The 16,270-nt window shown below is 51.9% G+C and carries 17 protein-coding genes and 1 pseudogene; 10 read left to right on the top strand and 8 right to left on the bottom strand.

Features of this window, described 5'->3' with window-relative positions; translation table 11 throughout:
• Positions 1–4: 4 nt before the first annotated feature.
• From HRQ87_RS09705 to HRQ87_RS09715, 3 genes are all read right to left on the bottom strand, one after another.
• Positions 5–1,477, bottom strand: a complete 1,473-nt coding sequence (locus HRQ87_RS09705; RefSeq protein ID WP_174137725.1) for a heme biosynthesis protein HemY — start codon at positions 1,475–1,477, stop codon at positions 5–7.
• 10 nt (positions 1,478–1,487) lie between these two features.
• A complete protein-coding gene (locus tag HRQ87_RS09710) occupies positions 1,488–2,939 on the bottom strand; it encodes a COG4223 family protein (RefSeq protein ID WP_174137727.1) in 1,452 nt (483 codons plus the stop codon).
• Between the two features lie 92 nt (positions 2,940–3,031).
• Positions 3,032–3,736: a uroporphyrinogen-III synthase gene (locus HRQ87_RS09715; protein ID WP_174137729.1), complete on the bottom strand. Its 705-nt coding sequence runs from the start codon at positions 3,734–3,736 to the stop codon at positions 3,032–3,034.
• A gap of 44 nt (positions 3,737–3,780) precedes the next feature.
• Between HRQ87_RS09715 and tsaD the strand changes: the two genes are divergently transcribed.
• The 4 genes from tsaD to HRQ87_RS09735 are packed head-to-tail and all read left to right on the top strand — an operon-like array spanning position 3,781 to position 6,529.
• A complete protein-coding gene (gene tsaD / locus HRQ87_RS09720) occupies positions 3,781–4,875 on the top strand; it encodes a tRNA (adenosine(37)-N6)-threonylcarbamoyltransferase complex transferase subunit TsaD (protein ID WP_174137731.1) in 1,095 nt (364 codons plus the stop codon).
• Positions 4,872–5,831 carry an NAD(P)H-dependent glycerol-3-phosphate dehydrogenase gene (locus HRQ87_RS09725; RefSeq protein ID WP_174137733.1) on the top strand — a complete coding sequence of 320 codons (960 nt, stop codon included), beginning with the start codon at positions 4,872–4,874 and terminating at the stop codon, positions 5,829–5,831. The genes tsaD and HRQ87_RS09725 overlap by 4 nt, the downstream gene beginning before the upstream one ends.
• Positions 5,832–5,834: 3 nt before the next feature.
• Positions 5,835–6,107, top strand: a complete 273-nt coding sequence (locus tag HRQ87_RS09730; RefSeq protein ID WP_174137735.1) for a YciI family protein — start codon at positions 5,835–5,837, stop codon at positions 6,105–6,107.
• The gene (locus HRQ87_RS09735; RefSeq protein ID WP_174137737.1) at positions 6,107–6,529 is read left to right on the top strand and encodes an EVE domain-containing protein; all 423 of its coding nucleotides are present in this window, start codon (positions 6,107–6,109) and stop codon (positions 6,527–6,529) included. Before HRQ87_RS09730 ends, HRQ87_RS09735 begins: the two co-directional genes overlap by 1 nt.
• Positions 6,530–6,886: 357 nt before the next feature.
• Here HRQ87_RS09735 and HRQ87_RS09740 read toward each other — a convergent pair whose 3' ends face one another.
• Positions 6,887–7,471: a TetR/AcrR family transcriptional regulator gene (locus HRQ87_RS09740; RefSeq protein WP_217430426.1), complete on the bottom strand. Its 585-nt coding sequence runs from the start codon at positions 7,469–7,471 to the stop codon at positions 6,887–6,889.
• Between the two features lie 104 nt (positions 7,472–7,575).
• Between HRQ87_RS09740 and HRQ87_RS09745 the strand changes: the two genes are divergently transcribed.
• On the top strand, positions 7,576–7,974 hold the full coding sequence (locus tag HRQ87_RS09745; protein WP_174137739.1) for a RidA family protein: 399 nt from the start codon (positions 7,576–7,578) through the stop codon (positions 7,972–7,974).
• 89 nt (positions 7,975–8,063) lie between these two features.
• Here the strand turns inward: HRQ87_RS09745 and HRQ87_RS09750 are convergent, their stop codons facing one another.
• Entirely contained in the window at positions 8,064–8,621 is a 558-nt protein-coding gene (locus HRQ87_RS09750) for a DUF2799 domain-containing protein (protein ID WP_174137741.1), read from the bottom strand.
• Positions 8,622–8,783: 162 nt separating this feature from the next.
• Between HRQ87_RS09750 and HRQ87_RS09755 the strand changes: the two genes are divergently transcribed.
• The 3 genes from HRQ87_RS09755 (at position 8,784) to HRQ87_RS09765 (ending at position 12,285) form a co-directional block, all read left to right on the top strand.
• Positions 8,784–9,596 carry a TIGR00282 family metallophosphoesterase gene (locus tag HRQ87_RS09755; RefSeq protein WP_174137743.1) on the top strand — a complete coding sequence of 271 codons (813 nt, stop codon included), beginning with the start codon at positions 8,784–8,786 and terminating at the stop codon, positions 9,594–9,596.
• Positions 9,597–9,710: 114 nt separating this feature from the next.
• Entirely contained in the window at positions 9,711–11,489 is a 1,779-nt protein-coding gene (locus tag HRQ87_RS09760; RefSeq protein ID WP_425501543.1) for an SLC13 family permease, read from the top strand.
• Positions 11,490–11,541: 52 nt separating this feature from the next.
• Complete coding sequence (locus HRQ87_RS09765; RefSeq protein WP_174137745.1) at positions 11,542–12,285, top strand: hypothetical protein; 744 nt, start codon at positions 11,542–11,544, stop codon at positions 12,283–12,285.
• Here HRQ87_RS09765 and HRQ87_RS09770 read toward each other — a convergent pair.
• Positions 12,276–12,662, bottom strand: coding sequence for a hypothetical protein (locus HRQ87_RS09770; protein WP_174137747.1), 387 nt, complete (start codon positions 12,660–12,662; stop codon positions 12,276–12,278). The genes HRQ87_RS09765 and HRQ87_RS09770 overlap by 10 nt on opposite strands.
• Positions 12,663–12,750: 88 nt before the next feature.
• Between HRQ87_RS09770 and hemF the strand changes: the two genes are divergently transcribed.
• Together hemF and HRQ87_RS09780 are read left to right on the top strand one after the other, a co-directional pair.
• A complete protein-coding gene (gene hemF, locus HRQ87_RS09775) occupies positions 12,751–13,632 on the top strand; it encodes an oxygen-dependent coproporphyrinogen oxidase (protein ID WP_174137749.1) in 882 nt (293 codons plus the stop codon).
• A 49-nt stretch (positions 13,633–13,681) separates the two neighbouring features.
• Positions 13,682–13,990 carry a cupin domain-containing protein gene (locus tag HRQ87_RS09780; RefSeq protein WP_174137751.1) on the top strand — a complete coding sequence of 103 codons (309 nt, stop codon included), beginning with the start codon at positions 13,682–13,684 and terminating at the stop codon, positions 13,988–13,990.
• A 119-nt stretch (positions 13,991–14,109) separates the two neighbouring features.
• Here the strand turns inward: HRQ87_RS09780 and HRQ87_RS09785 are convergent, their stop codons facing one another.
• On the bottom strand, positions 14,110–14,340 hold the full coding sequence (locus HRQ87_RS09785; protein WP_174137225.1) for a hypothetical protein: 231 nt from the start codon (positions 14,338–14,340) through the stop codon (positions 14,110–14,112).
• 474 nt (positions 14,341–14,814) lie between these two features.
• A pseudogene (locus tag HRQ87_RS09790) lies at positions 14,815–16,113 on the bottom strand (transposase); the annotation flags it as partial.
• Positions 16,114–16,270 lie beyond the last annotated feature (157 nt).

Here is a 16,270-nt window from a genome sequence, read left to right on the forward strand (position 1 = left end):
AACCTTACTTATCTTGCCGTTCAAGTGCCGCATCTTCGATCAAAACAGCATCGTCAGGCGATAATTCTTCAGCCTCGATCAATTCCGGCGTATCGGGTTTTGGCTTTTCGACCAGCAAAGGCAACATTTCCGTCGATGATGGCATCGCGATATCGGCGGCAGGCGGCACTTTCCAGCTAAGTGTATCGAAAGACGCGCAGTTTTCACAAACCGGAACCCACGTGCCATGAATATTGTGGCAGTTGTCACAAACCCATTGCGGCCCACGTGACGCCGTCAAAGCCTTGGCAAGCCAACCACGCACAACAGCATCTTCACCACCTTCGCCCCGCTCGATCGCGGCCATGATGGTCAGGCTGCGGGCCGTGGGTGCCGACGTAGACAGATCGCCAATCGCGCGGCGTGCCTCTGGAAAATCTTCGGCGGTGATATTCAGTTCAGCCAGCAGCATTTTGGTTTCAGGGTGATCCGGCATGATTTTGGTCAAGGCCTGAAAACGCTTTATTCGATCTGCGGCCGCTTCGTCTGGCTCAATCTCGGCAAATGTCGCCGCCAGATCAGGGTGCGGCTGTGCTTCCCACGCTTTTTTCAAAACCCGCGCAGCATAACGTTTCTTGTCCTGTTCAATATACGTTTGGGCCGCTAAAATCGCCGCCGGGATCAAATCAGGCGACAGGCGATTGGCTTCAATAGCGGCTTCTTGCGATTCAATCGTGCCTTCCAGATTTGCAATCTCTTTCGCCTCGGACAAGGCCAGAACTGCGTCACGTCTTTTGTGAATATCACGTGGCAAGGTACCGTATTTCAGCTTGGCGTTCAGCGTCTTCCGTGCGCCGGACCAGTCTTCTTTTCCTGCCTGCAAACGTAGCAAAACGTCCTGTGTTTCCACATGTTTAGGCTTTAGCGCGAACGCCTTTTCAGCCAGCGCCAACGCCGTTTCGGTATCCCCTTCGCTTAGCTTTTGCTTCATGATTCCACGCACACCGACAAAGCGTGTGCGATCATCTTGCAATAAGCGCTTATAGACCTGTTCGGCCTGTTTGGTGTCGCCGGTCATTTCAGCAGCCTGTGCTGTGATCAGATTCGTCAACTCTGGCTTACGCAAATATTTTTCGGCTTTTTCCGCCTTAGACATCGCCAAACGGCCTTCGCCCGACGCCAAGGCCATCAAACCATCTGACAGCGCCTGAAACCCCTTACGTTCGCGATTGCGATCAAAGTGTCGGGAAATGGCGGTTTCATCCCCATTGATAAAGCGCAGCACCGCAATCAAAAGTCCAAACAGTTTTAGGAACAGCCAAACGGCAAAGACCAATGTCACGACCACAATAATACTTAACAGCGGCCCCAGGGTGAACTCCATCCCACCAAAGGTGATCTGGACGCCACCTTCCATATCCAAAAGCAGGCCAGCGCCATAGGCCAATACCGCGACAATCGCGACGAAAAGAAGAATTTTTATCATGGACCAGAGCATTGCTTTGTCCTTAATTTGAAAACAGGGTTTGTGACAAAGTTTCAGCCGCGTCCAGCGCATCAAGGCGTGCTTGAGTGCGTTCGGTCCAGCCCGTCATTTCTGAACGCGCAACATCGGGTAAAGTTTCAATTTCGGCCAATGCATCGGTTAAATTCCCATTACGGGCAAAGTATTCGGCTCGTGACAAGACAGCATCAGGGTCATCGCCTTCGCGCGGTTCAACTGATCGCGCCTGGGTCTGGGACATGATGAAATTCGTAATCCGGTTGCCAGTTGTGCCCTCTGTATCTGTTGCACGATATGCCGCCAATGCTGCCCGTGCGGCATTGGGGAAACTTTGTTGCAATTCACTGACTGTGGGCGCACCAGTTTGCGCAAGCTCGGTCAATGCTTCGGGCACTTCAATCTGTTTGGCTTGCCTAAGATCACGCAACGCATTTGCAAAAGGACTGCCCGATTCAAGCGACGCCTGAATACGCCCCAAGGCAGCACGCGCGGCTTGATCTTCGGCGGCTTCTTGTGCGTTTTCTTCCATGGTTGCTGCTTCTGCAGCAATGCCTTCAATCTCGGCGCGTTCCTGTGCAATCTGGGCGCGTAATGTCTCCAACTCACGCTCAAACGCCTGAACAGAGGCTTGGGCATTTTCCGCAGCAGGGCGTTTTTCAACTTCGGTAATGCGGTCATCCAATCCGACCAATCGGTCAGATAGTGCTGAAATCTGATTATTAAGATCGGCAGCCTGATCGGAAACCGTCGAAATCGAAGACATTATCGAACTGTCATCATAGGGCGCCGGAATATCATTACGCAGATCCGAAACAGAGCTGTTCAGCGCAGCAATCTCTTCGTTGATCTCTTCCAAAGCTGCAGAATTGCCGCCTGACATATTCAAATACATCGCGGCCCCAAACCCAAGGACTGCTGCAATAGCCCCCCCGACAAGCATCGGGATAAATCCGGCCTTTCGTTCCACAATAACAGGCGAAGGTGCCGCGGTATCAGGTGGCGGGGCTTCATCGTATTGCTTTGCTGTCTCATCTTCGGCCGAAAACTCTTCGGCTGCTTCAATCTCGGTCGCCGCAATAACATCGTCATCAGATGGATCTGGCACTGTATCTGTGTCGGCAACTTCATCACTTATTTCTGCATTTTCAACAGTATCATCCGCCTTAGCTAACATGATACTTTCATTATCTGTGATATCTTCAGGCGTTGCATCATCGCTCGCAGGTGGCGTTTCACTGACCACTTCCGCATCTACGATCGTGTCATCATCCTTTATCAGGTCCGCACTTTTATCTTCTTTGATTTCTTCAACGGCCACACCCTTGGCCATTGTAGGCACAGTGGTGTCGGTTTCCTGATCTGTTGCGGCCTTTGCCTTGTCAGATTTCGTATCCTGAACAGGGCTTTTTTTCGATCTTTGCGTTTTGGCCCTTACAGGCTTTTTGCGGTTTGCCACGTGTCCCACCCTTTGCGAATCTGATTGGCGAAATATATTTGCCTGAAATAACTTAGCTTGGCATTGCGGGTGTCTCAAGCGTCACGCTCAATTCAAATGATTTCAAAGATTGCATCCAACATGGATTGGGCGTCCGGCCTGCTCGCAACGCGGCTGCTTTTGGTCCAAAAATCAGTGGCTGCTTGCTTTACATTTTCACTGATCGCCACACAGTCCAGACTGGCTTTTGCATCCTTTGCGTAAGGTGCAAAAATATCGGCTGTGCGGGGGGAAAACAATGGGGCAATTACCTGCCCTGGCCTTTGCAATACAGCGTTTGCATCCTGCGACAGCAGGATTTCGATCTGGCGATAGGCAATCACATCATACGTCTGAAAGCCCCGCTGGTTTAATCGTTGCGCCAAATCGCCCGTGCTGTGTTCGCCACGGATATGAAGCAACGGCTGTGACGGCGCATCTTTGCAGATTAAGTCGAATAGCTGATCCACATCGCCATGGGCTGATATGGCCTGCAAACCCGCATCCCGTGCTGCGGTTGCTGTTTGATCACCCACGCAAAATGCGATTTTATGCGCGGGTGCATTTGCGTTCTGATAGGCCAGAACACCATTTGTCGATGTAAACACCAGTGCATCATAGCCTAGGGCATCTGCCGGAAGATCGCAGTATTCAATCTGGATCAGCGGCGCAATGATCACGGTCACATCCGCTCTGCCCGCCCTGATCCGGGCCGCAAAATCCAAAGATTTCGCCGCAGGTCGTGTCAGCAAGACAGTGGGCTGGGATTGTATGTTCATGCCGTCGGTGTTACCTGCCCCATGGCCCCAAGGCAACGGAACCAATGACGAAAATGACAACGATATTGGGCATAGAAAGCAGTTGTGACGATACCGCAGCAGCAGTTGTTCGTATGACAGATGACGTGCCCATGATCCTGTCGTCCGTTGTGGAAAGCCAGACCGAACTACATGCGCTTTATGGTGGTGTCGTGCCGGAAATCGCCGCGCGCGCGCATGCCGAAAAGCTGGATCACTGCATAGAACATGCCCTGGATCAGGCAAGCGTTGGCCTGCGGGATCTGGACGCCATCGCTGTCACTGCCGGTCCGGGTCTGATCGGAGGTGTGCTGTCTGGTGTCATGTGCGCCAAGGGACTGTCTGCGGCAACCAATCTTCCTATTATCGGGGTTAATCATCTGGCAGGCCACGCTTTGACACCGCGCCTAACTGATCAATTGGCTTATCCCTATCTTATGCTGTTGGTGTCAGGCGGGCATTGCCAGTTTCTGATCGTGCGCGGGGCTTTGGATTTTACACGTCTTGGCGGCACGATTGACGATGCCCCGGGCGAAGCGTTTGATAAAACGGCCCGACTTCTGGGTTTGCCGCAACCGGGTGGCCCGTCGGTTGAACGCACCGCGGTCGATGGTGACCCCAGCCGTTTTTCATTCCCTCGCCCGCTGCTGGACCGCGATGATTGCGATATGTCTTTTTCAGGTCTGAAAACCGCGCTTTTGCGCGCCCGCGACGCGGCCGTGGCAGACAAAGGTGGATTGACAACAGATGATCGCGCAAACCTATGCGCGGGGTTTCAGGCTGCCGTCACCGACGTTTTGATCGAAAAAACCCGTCGTGCGATCCGGCTTTATCTGGCCGAATGCCCTGCAATACCTGCCATCGCAGTCGCTGGCGGCGTGGCTGCGAACCAAACGATCCGCGTAGGCCTGCAAAACCTGGCAGATCAAATGCAAACCAGCTTTCTGGCCCCACCCCTGGCGTTATGCACAGATAACGCGGCCATGATCGCCTATGCAGGGATTGAGCTATTTCGCGCAGGCCAAACCGACGACCTGACCCTGTCCGTCCGCCCACGCTGGCCCTTGGATCACAAAAGCGCCCCCATGCTGGGATCAGGTAAAAAAGGGGTCAAGGCATGATTGGCGTTATGGGCGCGGGGGCTTTTGGAACCGCACTTGCCATAAGTCTTGCCTCAAAAACTGATGTTATTCTGTGGTCCCGCGATGCGCAAAACGCAGATCACATGCAAAATACGCGGGAAAACCGCAAACGACTGCCGAATGTCGCCCTGCCCGCAAAGATCACGATCAGCGCTGATACTGATGCCCTGCACAGCGCTGATCAAATCCTGCTGGCCGTTCCAATGCAGCAGCTATCGACCATTGCAAAAATGCATCGTACGATATTGTCCGATAAAGATCTGATTGCCTGTTGTAAGGGTGTAGATCTGCAAACCGGGAAAGGCCCTGTTGGGATGTTGCAACAGATTTTCCCAACCTCTCATCCGTCGATCCTGACCGGACCCAGCTTTGCTGCAGATATCGCGCGTGGCCTGCCAACCGCCCTGACGCTTGCCAATGCCGATCCTGATACAGCACTGCGTCTGCAGCCGATTTTATCAACCGATACGCTTCGACTTTATATCAGTCATGATGTGATCGGGGCCGAATTGGGCGGCGGGCTGAAAAACATCATGGCCATCGCCTGCGGTGCGACCATTGGTGCTGGTATGGGCGAAAGCGCACGGGCAGCCATAATAACGCGCGGCTTTGCAGAATTACGCCGCTTTGCACTGGCCCAGGGCGCACAAGCAGATACGTTAATCGGGCTGTCAGGCTTTGGTGATCTGGTCCTGACCTGCACGTCGGATAAATCCCGCAATTATCGCTTTGGGCAAACCTTGGCCAAAGACGCGACATGGTCCAGCGATGAAACCGTCGAAGGCGTGACTACCGCCCGCGCCGTGGCCAAAACTGCTGCCAATCAAGGCATTGATATGCCCATCACCAAGGCTATCGTCGCTGTGATTGAACATAAAATTACGGTCAAAGACGCGATTGATGCTCTTCTGGCCCGGCCATTGAAAAAGGAATAACCCATGAGTTTTGCCCTGATCACCCAAGACAAACCCGGCGCATTGCAAACCCGGCTGGACAATCGCGATGCACATTTGTCTTATATCAAGGAGACCGGCGTGGTACAGCAAGCCGGACCGTTTTTGGATGACGACGGCACTATGTGCGGATCGCTGATCATTCTGGATGTGGACAGCAAACAGGCCGCGCAGAACTGGGCCGACAATGACCCCTATGCCAAGGCCGGACTTTTTGCCAAAGTACAACTGATTCAGTGGAAGAAGGTGATCGGCTGATGGCATATTGGCTTTTCAAATCCGAACCCAATGTCTGGTCTTGGGAAAATCAGGTGGCCAAGGGCGACGCAGGCGAAGAATGGGACGGCGTGCGCAACTATCAGGCCCGCAACTTCATGCGTGACATGAAAGTGGGCGATCTTGGGTTCTTTTATCATTCGCAAACCGAAAAAGCCGTGGTCGGGATCGTCGAAGTCATCGCCGAAGCCCACACCGACAGCACAACAGACGACGACCGATGGGATTGCGTAGATATCAAAGCCGTTAAACCGATGCCCAAGCCCGTCACCCTAGCAATGTGCAAAGACGATGAACGGCTGTCAGACATGGCGCTGATCCGCAGCTCACGTCTGTCGGTTCAGCCCGTTAAGGATACCGAATGGGACATCGTATGCAAAATGGGTGGGCTAAACGTGAAATAGTGCGCACCTTGATGCCATATCCGTACCAGACAAATTCACCCCAAAATCGATATTTTTAGACTGTCCCACTGGGTAGGACAGCGCGGCAAGGCGGCAATATCATATTTTTACGCAAAAGAAATTGTCCGCAGAACGAGACAGTCAAAAGTAGTAGCGAAAATTAAAGCAATACTTGGTGATAAAGAACTCAAACACCTCATTAAGACGCTTGAGAAAAATGGTTCAGAAGAGTAATTCTTCGCTTCCTGCTATAATGATCAAAACTTTATTTATAAGGTTTTCAGTATACAAAATTATCGATTTATTTTGTTGATCAAGTCGCCATAATTTGAAAGTTGTATGTCCATTACATTGCAATTAGTCGGCCAAAAGACCTTCAGCCAAATACCGGAATGCGTCAACTGCTTTATCCAGCACCACGCTACTTTCATCGCTGGCGGCTATCCAAAGCGCTGCGTTAAGTGCTGCGCCGTTTAACAATCGCGCGGCAGCTTCCGGATCGACGGGTTTTATCCGACCTGTATCAAGCAGGCTTTCCAGCGCCTGTCTTGTATTCAAAAGGCATGCATTCTGACTGGGCCATTGCGACGGATCTCCAAGAAAGGCTGGGCCGTCAAGCAAGACGATGCGTCGGACATGAGGATCGAGAGCCATTTCGATATATTTAATACCCGCCGCCAGCAAGCGACCCCAGGGGTCATCCAAGTGTGCCACCGCCTCTTCAGCGTGCGTTGCCATCGTCGCATCCATTTGATGGACTACCGCCATCAACAAGCCCTTTTTGTCGCCAAAATTATGATAAAGTGCGCCACGTGTAACGCCCGCAACTGCACATAACTCATCCATTGATGCCGCCGCATAACCCTTATCTGCAAAGGCATCCCTTGCCGCAGCAATCAGTTTCGCACGGGTTTCTTCCATTTTTTCTGCACGGCGCATCATACGCAAACCTTTCAATCTTCACATACGCGGCGTATTTAATTTGACATACACTACGTATATCATTTTGAGACGAATGATCGACCGGAAAACTAAGGAGTTTACAGATGATACCCAGAGAACCGATTTTTCCTGCCGACAGACACGCGCTTTACGATGCACATGGGTATTCAGCAGCGATCAAGTCAGGGGATCTATTGTTCGTATCCGGCCAAGTTGGGTCACGCGCGGATGGCACGCCTGATCCAGATTACAAAACACAGGTTGAACAGGCATTTGAAAACCTTATCGCGACGTTGAAAGCAGCGGGATGCACACTTGATGATATCGTCGACGTCACATCGTTCCATACTGACCCCGAAAATCAATTTAAAATCCTTATGGAAGTGAAATCTCAGTATTTCCCGGCGGCACCTTATCCAAACTGGACCGCTTTGGGGGTGACATGGCTGGCTGGTTTTGATTTTGAAATCAAGGTAATCGCGCGGATTCCAAACAAAGATTAATATACTTTGGACGCCTGTAACCTCATCAATCTGATTGGCAGTAAAACTGGCCACCCACCATGATGATAAACATTTGCGACATTGCCCACCTAATTATAAAGCGCATAAAGAAGGGTATAAAGTGATCGCTGATCTTCAAGATCTTCTATCCGGCGCTCTATTCGACTAATTTCGCGCCATTTTCTGCGCAATTTGCTTTTGTCTGTTTCAGGATCGTAATCCACTTCAATCAACCGAATATCTTCTTCAAGGCTATTTTTTTCACTTTTCAGACGGTTAATTTGTTGGGTGAAATCGTAATACTGTTGACCCACAAGATACGGGCGCGACATTTTTAATCGTTCTTGGGGCTGACATACATTGTTGATCTGATCGCCTGCTTTCCCGATATGATAAGCATTTTCGGGCGTGCAATATTGGCGCAATCCCGCCTCGCGACCTTTCAGCCAGACGGCGCGATCTGGTGTGATACCAACATCTGCACATGCCTCGCGGTGATTATCCAGATAGCTGATACTACGCCCTGCTTGCCCATCGGAAACACCAATTCCGTACCAATCGCCGCGCTCACATTGTTTATTGGTCAGGCTGGCGCATGACATGAGTGGCAAGAGAAAAACGGTTGCACATGCAAGGCGGGCTATCATCTGAAATCTCCTGAATTTAAAACGTAGCCTGTCTTTGTTATCAAATATCATGCTTTGCAATAGCACGTGATTGTTATCGGATAACATCCATTCATGCAGTTGATTTTACACATATGGCGACAGTACTTGCCCTTTGGCATTTTGCGCCCTAGGCCTTTTGAGATGAGAATTTTATTTTTAGGCGATGTTATGGGCCGGGCTGGACGGTCTGCCATTCAGCAGCGATTATCGGGATTGCGTGATGAATGGCGATTGGATTTTGTCGTGGTCAACGGCGAAAACGCGACAAGCGGTGCAGGCCTGTCGGCTGATCATGCGAAAGCGTTATTTGACGCCGGCGCAGATTGTGTGACCCTTGGTGATCATGCCTTTGATCAAAAAGATATGCTTGGGTTTATCGAACGCGAGCCACGCATTTTGCGGCCGCTGAACTATGCCAAAACCGCCCCCGGTAAAGGGGCAAGGTTGTTTGAGGCGCGCGGCGGGCACAAAATTTTGGTCGTGCAGGTTCTGGGCCAAGTATTTATGAAACGCGCCTTTGACGACCCGTTTTCCGCCGTTGATCTTGCGCTGCGCAATCACCCTTTGGGTGGCCAGGCCCATGCAATTTTAGTCGATGTTCATTGCGAAGCCACGTCTGAAAAGATGGGCATGGGGCATTTTTGCGATGGCCGTGCATCAGTCGTCGTCGGCACCCACACCCATGTTCCAACAGGGGATGCGCAAATTTTACCGAAAGGTACGGCGTTTCAAAGCGATGCCGGCATGTGCGGAGACTATAATTCTGTTATCGGAATGGAAAAAGCCGAACCGTTACGCCGCTTTGTGACAGGCATGTCCAAAGGGCGGTTTATCCCCGCGCTTGAAGAAGCCACGCTGTCGGGTTTGTTCGTGGAAACCGATGATAAGACAGGTCTGGCCAAAACAGTTAAGATGGTGCGTCAAGGCGGTCGACTTGAACAAAGCGCGCTTTAGCTTGCATTTTATCTGGCATGGCGCAGGACGCGCTGCTAATCTGAGCGCTGGCGCAATTTGGGCATGGGTGCTGATGTTGAAACGACAGGTATTTACCAGCGCAGGTTTGGCATGATGTCACTTTGGGACATTTCAGAAACAGGACAGGCCGTGATTGCGCTGTGCGTAGTCGGCGGCATGTTTATTCTGTTTTTGCGTGAAACCTATCCGACTGAGGTTGTTGCAATCGCGGGCGTGTCGCTGATGCTTTTGTTGGGCGTGCTGCCTTATGATAGGGCAGTCGCGGTGTTGGCAAACCCTGCACCCTGGACCATTGCCGCGATGTTCATCGTTATGGGGGCCTTGGTGCGCACGGGCGCGTTGGAGTGGTTTACGCAGATGGCCGAAAGGCGTGTTGAAACACAGCCCGTTCTGGCGATCGCGGGAATGATGGCGTTTGTCATCTTTTCATCCGCGATTGTGTCAAACACGCCCGTTGTTGTCGTTATGATCCCCGTTTTTGTGCAACTGGCAGGAAAACTGGGCCTTGCACCATCAAAATTGCTGATCCCACTGTCTTATGCAGCCATTTTGGGGGGAACTCTAACGCTGATTGGCACGTCAACAAACCTGCTGGTTGATGGGGTTGCACGTGTTAACAGGCTAGAGCCGTTTACCATTTTCGAAGTGACACCGCTTGGTCTGATCCTGGTGGCATGGGGCATGGTCTATTTGCGAGTAATTGGCCCGATTTTATTGCCAGATCGCAGCAGTATGGCGGGGCTTTTGTCATCGAAATCCAAGATGAAGTTTTTTACCGAAGTCGCTGTGCCCGAGGACTCGAGCTTAATTGATCAACCTGTCAGCGACGTCGACATGTTTAAACGCGACGGTGTCAGATTGATTGATGTATTGCGTGGGGATGCATCTCTGCGGCGCAACCTGACCGATGTGACTTTGCGGGCCGGGGATCGCGTTGTGCTACGTACGCAAATGGCCGAATTATTGGGATTACAACAATCTAAAGACGTGCGGATGGTCGATAAGCTAAGCTCGGTCGAGACGACAACGGTCGAGGTTCTGATCACGCCAGGTTGCAAAATGATTGGCCGATCTTTGGGATCATTGCGCCTGCGACGGCGATACGGTGTTTATCCATTGGCAGTGCATCGGCGCAACCAGAATATCGGACGGCAGTTGGATGATCTTGTGGTACGCGTCGGGGATACGTTGCTGCTGGAAGGTGGGGCCGAAGATATTCAACGCCTTGCGACCGATATGGAACTTGTCGACATCGCCAAACCCAAAGCCCGCGCATTTCGTCGGCGTCATGCGCCCTTGGCTGTGTTGGCGCTGATCGGAATTGTCAGCATGGCCGCCCTTGGCGTCGCGCCCATCCTGATGCTCAGTGTTCTGGCAGTGGCTATCGTTTTGATCACGCGCTGCATTGATGCCGAAGAAGCGTTTTCTTTCGTCGATGGGCGTCTTTTGGCGCTGATCTTTTCCATGCTGGCCATCGGGGCAGCACTTGAAGCATCGGGCGCAGTTCGCCTAATCGTCGAAGCCATCGCACCCTATCTTAGCACTTTGCCACCATTCTTGATTGTTTGGGCCATCTATCTGCTGACCTCGGTTCTGACCGAACTGGTATCCAATAATGCGGTCGCTGTGGTCGTAACGCCCATCGCTATCGGTCTGGCCACTGCCATTGGTATTGATCCACGCCCACTTGTTGTAGCCGTCATGGTCGCAGCATCAGCCAGTTTTGCCACGCCCATCGGCTATCAAACCAATATGCTGGTTTACGGGCCCGGCGGATATAAATTCAGCGATTTTCTCAAGTTCGGTATACCGCTGAACTTGTCAGTCGGTCTTTTGGCTTCGATCATTATTCCTTACATGTGGCCGCTTTAAACACCTATAATCCCAAAACCCATCAAACCAAGTGTCGGAGCATTATTCAAAAATGAAAGCATTTATATTTTTGCTGCAAATACTCTGGCATTTTATGATTTTTGCAGTGCTGACCATATTAACCCAGATTGGTGGCATTGCCTGGTTGGTTGCTTTGTTTTTCAAACGCAGGATCATAGCGTTTTTAGGAATCTATTTTGTATCCTCGCTTGGTGCGATTTTTCTGGCTCCACACTTCGGGCGTCAGGCGCTGCCATGTTTTTCGAACGAAAATCTGGTTGTTGCCAGTCCGCTTTATTGCGTTTTGAACCGTACATATGTGACGCCCGAAATGGCAGGCGTGGCAGGTGATCTGGCAGAACGCATGGCAACAGAATTCCCCGGCACTCAGACCCGCGTTCTTGATGCCAGCTTTCCTTTTTGGGATGGATTTCCGTTGATCCCGCATCTTAGCCATGATGACGGCGAAAAACTGGATATTGCCTTTTATTATCAAAACGATCAAATGGCTTCGCCCATTGGGTATTGGGGCTTTGAAGACGGACCAACGCAATGTCCGGATGTCTGGCCAACACTGCGTTGGGATATGGCTTGGCTTGCGCCTTTCATGCGCGATACCGTTTTTGACGAAACCCGCACACGGGCTGCATTATTGCAGCTGTCACAAGACCCGCGTGTTTCGAAAATTCTGCTAGAGCCGCATTTGGAAACACGGCTTGGCGTCAGATCGAACAAGATCAGATTTCAAGGCTGCCGCGCCGCGCGTCACGACGACCACATCCATTTTCAGCTTTGACTTTCAGGATAAGTTGCGCGGCATTGGGTGATATCCTGGTTTGCCCGCAATGCCAGTTCATTGCGTTTTGCCCTGAGTTCACGCAATTTTTTCCGCTCATCCGCCAGATCGATTGCCACTGGTTTGTCCCGCGTACTGAATTGCGTATCGCGGCATAGTTGATACCTCGCACTACGCGATACACACCAACCAAACCGTGTTCTTGGCACCACTTCCTGTTCCAGCGCATAGCCGCGATCCAGATTTTCTTCGGTCTCGACGATCAGGCTTTCAACGACGCGCAAATCCTTAGTCGCGGTTGACGTGCATTTTTCATAGGGCGTGGCGCACGCAGCGATCAACAGCGGCAGACAGAGAACTGAAATAGGAAAACGCATACGTTCAGACCTTTCATTTGCGGGCAGAATAACGGATGCTGTCGCGAACACCAAACGGTAAACTGATAGCTTAACCAAGGAAATACTGATGACGGATATGTTTGATGATCGCAAGGCGCTTGCTTCCGCGTGGTTTCGTGATTTGCGTGATCAGATTGTTGCGGCCTTCGAAGAATTGGAAAACACGCAAACCGATGATCGCCCGGCCGGCCGGTTTGAGGTGACTGAAACCAAGCGAAAATCAGACGATGGCGCAGATGCAGGCGGCGGCTTGATGAGCGTGATGCGCGGCGGACGTGTGTTCGAAAAAGTGGGCGTCAATGTGTCGACCGTTTATGGTGAACTGGGTGAACGGGCCCAAGCTGCCATGGCCGCGCGCAAGGGACTGCCCGGCATGAAAGAAGACCCGCGCTTTTGGGCATCAGGCATCAGTCTGGTAGCACATATGCAAAACCCTCATGCGCCAGCCGTTCATATGAACACACGCATGTTCTGGACACCCCATGCGTGGTGGTTTGGCGGCGGATCCGACCTGAATCCATGTATTGAATATACCGAAGATACGGCAGCTTTTCATCATGTTTTAAAGCAATATTGCGATCATCACGACGCAGAGTATTATCCAAAGTATAAAGCCTGGGCGGATGAATATTTCTTTATCCCACACCGTAATCGGGCGCGCGGGATCGGCGGCGTATTCTATGATGATCACAACACCGATGACTGGCAGGCGGATTTTGCATTCACTCAGGACGTCGGCCGCGCATTTTTACCCGCTTTTGTCCCGATCACTGAAAAACGCCGCAATCAACCGTGGACCGATGCGGATAAAGACGCGCAGCTGATCCACCGGGGTCTCTATGCTGAATACAATCTGGTCTATGATCGTGGTACCAAGTTCGGCCTTGAAACCGGCCACGATGCGAATGCGGTATTGATGAGTTTGCCGCCTTTGGCCAAATGGGTTTAGGCCTGTCGTATGATGCCAATCGGCATTGTTATGATTAAGGGAACGAACGATGTGCTCTGAAAAAGGGACTGCGAAACCAACCGTCATGATCGAAAATGACCGGGTCAGGGTGACCGAATGGCGTTTTGCTAAAAAGGGCGATAATACAGGATGGCATCGTCATGAATTCGATTATGTAGTCATTCCTTTATTCGACGGAGTACTTGAGATTAGACTTGCTGATAAGGAAATCGTGACAGCACAAATGCAAAACGGCATCCCCTATTTCCGTCAGATCGGGGTGGAACATGACGTTATCAATGCAAACGATTTTGAATGCACGTTTGTTGAAGTTGAACTTCTTGAAAACCAAAACTGACGGTTCGATCACCCTAATTCCCTGCCTGCCTTGCGGCGACATCCAACAATGTCCCGGTCGATAATACGCCATGCAGCCTTGCGTAAAAATGCACCCGAAACGTTGGTATCAAATATTTTTTAAACTGTTGAACCTAATAATTCTTTCAGAGGTGTAAAATCAATGCTTTCAACCCTTGCTGCCGCATACCACGTCGAACCAACCTTACTGGCTTTGATCAGTGTCGTGCGGCGCGTACCGGCAGACGCAGAGGCGCCGGCACCGAGGAGCCACATGAGGCTGCCGGACCGCATCAAAAACCTGCTGGCGAAGTCGTCGGCATCTACGGTTGGATACTTTGGTTCGCTCACTTATCGGTCCATTTTTCTTGCCACGCGGAGAACTCAGATGGGCGCACCTGAAAACGCGAGAAGTTGCCGGCGTGGAGGCTGAGAAGTTCTTCTTCGACGACGTTGGCAAACGCGGCTCGATCCTCTGCCTGGATAGATTTTGCAGATAGTCATGAGATTTCGTCAGCTACTTCTCTTCGTGCGATCTGGGCGCGAATGATGTGTCCGACAGCATCGCGCAGTTCTATGCGGCACTTCAGACGGAAAGGATCAGGCTCACCCAGAGACTGTCTTACTGCTGCGTATTGGGCCGCGGATCGTTTATAGGCCCCCAGAATGGCTTCGGTATAAGCGCGCTGAGGGACGTCGGTGAATGAGAATGGTGCCAGATTGTTTCGGATAAGAGGTATGTTAGCCGCCAGACGCGAGACACGTTTGTTTACATCGTCGAAAGGTTGCAGATGGACCTGTCCCGCTTTCGTGCCGCCCCGAGTGCTCGTTTAAGCCGCCTTTGGGTCCTCGCAGCCGCATCGTTGCGACGCCGATGTATCGTTTCAGATGGGCGAAGAGCATTTCGACCTTCCGCCTCTGGATGAACGAGGTCATGTAGGCGTCTGTTTTGCGGATATCGCGGGCGACATCTCGGGCAGCTTCATGTACGGAGCGCATGAGACGTCTCCCGTTGTCCTTCGGACAGCACTGAGGCTTCAGCGGGCATGCGTCGCAATCGTTCTTTGAAGCGCGGTATCTGATGAAGCCGTCTTTGCCACCATTTGCCTTTCGCGGCTTGGAGAAGTTTCTGCGATAGGTTTGCAGGCGCTTCCCGCCTGGGCAGGTGTACCTGTCGGTTGCGGTATCGTAGATGAAGTCTTCGCGTGAGAAGGTGCCGTCGGTCCGTTTTGATTTGTCCCAGACCGGAATATGCGGGGCAATGCCCCGTTCCTCGACCAGCCAGCCCAGCATCTCCGCTGATCCGTAGCCCGTGTCGCCGACCAGTTTGTCTGGTGTCATGTCGAAGCGGTCCGTGATCCGGTCGATCATGCGGCGTGCTGCAAAGGCCTCAGCGGTTCTAATTGGCACGGAGGGTTCAACGTCAACGATCACCGCATTGTCCAAATCCACCATGTAGTTAGTGGAATAGGCGAAGAACGCGGCCCCACCGTCTGCCCCGGTCCAGCGGGCAGCAGGATCAACCGGTGAGATGTATTTTGGAACGACCTTAGTGGATGCGCCGAATGCGGCATCGTCCAGCGTTTCAAGATATTCGTCGATAACGCGGGCAGTCTGGTCTGGTGGCAACCCTTCTTTGCTCTCGATCCCACGCGTCTGGTTCGCATTTGCGGGGATCAGGCTGGCATCGACACCGAAGCTGTGGCCACCAACCAACCCCTCATCCATGCAGCGCCTTAGGACCGTCTCGAAAAGATGCCGGAACAAACCGCTTTCCCGAAACCGCCCGTGTCGGTTCTTCGAAAAGGTGGAATGATCGGGCACCCGATCCGCCAGATCGAGCCTGCAAAACCACCGATAGGCCAGATTGACATGCACCTCTTCGCAAAGCCGCCGCTCAGATCGGATGCCCATGCAATAGCCCAAAAGCAACATCCGGATCATCAGTTCAGGATCAATCGAAGGGCGACCGTGTGAACTGTAATATGGTGCTAACAACGGCCGCACATCGGTCAGATCCAGAAACCGATCAATCCCACGCATGAGATGATCTTGCGGAACAAAATCTTCGATTGAGAACTCATAGAAAAGCGCGCCTTGCGCAATCTGCCTTGGACCCATCATCGCCATGTCCTCCACTCTCAAATCAAGTGAATCAGGACTGGATCATCAGATCAACGGACTTTTGCAACAATATCCGGACCAAGCATTGGTAATCGGGCTGACCGGGTTGATAGGTCAGGTTCTTGATAGAGTTGCAGGATGTTTCTGCAATTTGAGG

Source organism: Parasulfitobacter algicola (assembly GCF_013315265.1).
GTDB classification, from domain to species: domain Bacteria; phylum Pseudomonadota; class Alphaproteobacteria; order Rhodobacterales; family Rhodobacteraceae; genus Parasulfitobacter; species Parasulfitobacter algicola.